This window comes from Bradyrhizobium sp. CCH5-F6 (assembly GCF_001556045.1).
Lineage (GTDB): Bacteria > Pseudomonadota > Alphaproteobacteria > Rhizobiales > Xanthobacteraceae > Bradyrhizobium.
In genome coordinates this window covers 1-2,067 of the sequence record NZ_LSIC01000165.1, presented here as the reverse complement: position 1 = coordinate 2,067, position 2,067 = coordinate 1, and the positions used below count along the sequence as shown (strand labels likewise).

General features: G+C 64.2%; 1 protein-coding gene. It reads left to right on the top strand.

Translation table 11 applies throughout. The annotated features are described in order from the left end of the window. Window positions 1-348 precede the first annotated feature (348 nt). On the top strand, window positions 349-2,067 hold a 1,719-nt coding region (locus AX729_RS28520), incomplete at its 3' end, for a relaxase/mobilization nuclease domain-containing protein (RefSeq protein ID WP_061027525.1).

Below are 2,067 nucleotides of genomic sequence, written 5' to 3'. Positions count from 1 at the left end.
GCGATGCCTTCGGCCCGCGCTCTACTCGTCGCTTCGCTCCTCACCGAGCCACCCTACGGGTGTCTCGGCCCTCCGGGTAACGATCGCTATCGCAAGCGCTCGCTTCGCTCGCACCGCATCTTGTCGCAAATCGCCGCGCGTACCGAGACACTGTTGGCCTGGAAGTTGGGCGCTCGGAACCAGCGACAGAGGAGGGCAGGATAAAAGCCGCAAGGTGCGGCCGGTCGGTCGGTTGGGAAATGTTAGCAAATTCAAGCATGCGCTAAACATTGCGAGGGTACCGCGCAATTTGTCATTCGCGATAGGCCATTGTTCTTTCTCAGTTTTCGACACCTTGCGGCGGGCACAATGAGCCGCAACGACGATTTCCGCATCCGTCCAGGCCGTATCCGCTCGACCCGCGCGCCCAAAGCAAAGTCGTTTCTCGCGCAGGCCCTCAAAGCCGCTCAGAAAGCAGGCGGTCTCCCAGGCGGCCGAGCCAAGAGAGGCGGCTCGTTCGGTCGCGGCCGGGCGGCGAGCCTTGCCGCAGCGCGGCTCCTCAACAACCGCGCTCGCGGCGCTATGGTCAAGGCGCGTGTGGTACGCCGGATGCGCTCGCCCGGAGCACTGCGAGCCCATATCGGTTATCTCAAGCGCGACGGCGTCACCCGCGACGGATCGCCGGGTAAACTCTTTGATGCTGCTGGCGATGATGCGGATGGCCGGGCTTTTGTGGAGCGATGCGACGGGGACCGGCATCATTTCCGGTTCATCGTTTCGCCGGATGATGCCGACGAACTGGAAAGCTTGCGGAGTTGTACCCGCGAACTGATGGACCAGGCATCGCGCGATCTCGGTACGCGGCTAGACTGGGTCGCCGTCGATCATTGGAATACCGAACACCCCCATATTCATATCCTCGTGCGAGGCCGCACTGATGATGGTTCAGATCTCGTCATCAGCCGCGATTACATCGGGATCGGCTTGCGGGCGCGTGCCGGAGATCTTGTTACCCGGGAACTCGGCCCGCGATCGGAGCTCGAGATCCGGCGCGGCCTTGAAGCGGAGGTCACAAGCGAACGCTGGACCAAGCTTGATCGGGTGTTGGGCCGGGAAGCGGGAACGGCGGAAGGGGTTATCGATCTTCGGCCAGGAGGCGATGGCGGACGCGATCCGCTGCGGGAGATTCGGATCGGCCGCATGCGGACCCTCGAGCGGCTCGGGCTTGCGGAGCCGGCCGGTCCCGCGCGCTGGGTTCTGGCCGCCGACGCGGAACAGCGCTTGCGGGCGCTTGGGGAACGCGGCGATATCATTAAGCGGCTGCACAAGACTCTTACCAAGGACGGCGTATCTCGCGCGCCATCAGCCTGGGCGCTTGAGGGCGAAGCCCACGGCGAACCCGTGATCGGCCGTCTCATCGCCCGCGGGCTTGATGACGAGTTGAGGGGAACCGCGTTCGCTGTTGTCGACGGAGTTGACGGGCGTGTGCATCATCTCAAACTCCCCGACCTCGATACGGCCGGCGACGGTCCGATCGGCGGCATTGTGGAGTTGCGCCGGTTTGAGGATGCGAAAGGCCGCCAACGCATTGCGCTTGCCGTCCGCTCGGACTTCAATCTCGACCAGCAAGTAGCGGCGGACGGGGCGACCTGGCTCGACCGGCGCTTGGTTGCCCGCGAACCCGCCGATCTCTCGCACTCTGGATTCGGCGCCGAAGTCCGCACCGCGCTTGATCGGCGGATCGACGTGTTGGCGGAGAGGGGTCTGGTCCGCCGCGATGGAGACAAGGTTGTTGTCGGCCGCAATCTGATCGGGACCTTGCGCAACCGAGAACTCGACAGCGTGGGTCGGCGCTTGGCGGAGGAAACGGGGTTGGCGCATATGCCGGCTGAGTCCGGCGAGGCCGTTTCAGGGGTCTATCGCCGAAGACTGTCGCTGGCCTCCGGCCGGTTTGCGATGATCGACAACGGCCTGGGCTTCCAACTCGTGCCCTGGATACCGTCCCTTGAGCGTGAACTTGGCAAGCATGTAAACGGCATCGCCGGTCCCGGCGGCGTCGACTGGAGTTTTGGACGCAAGCGCGACCTT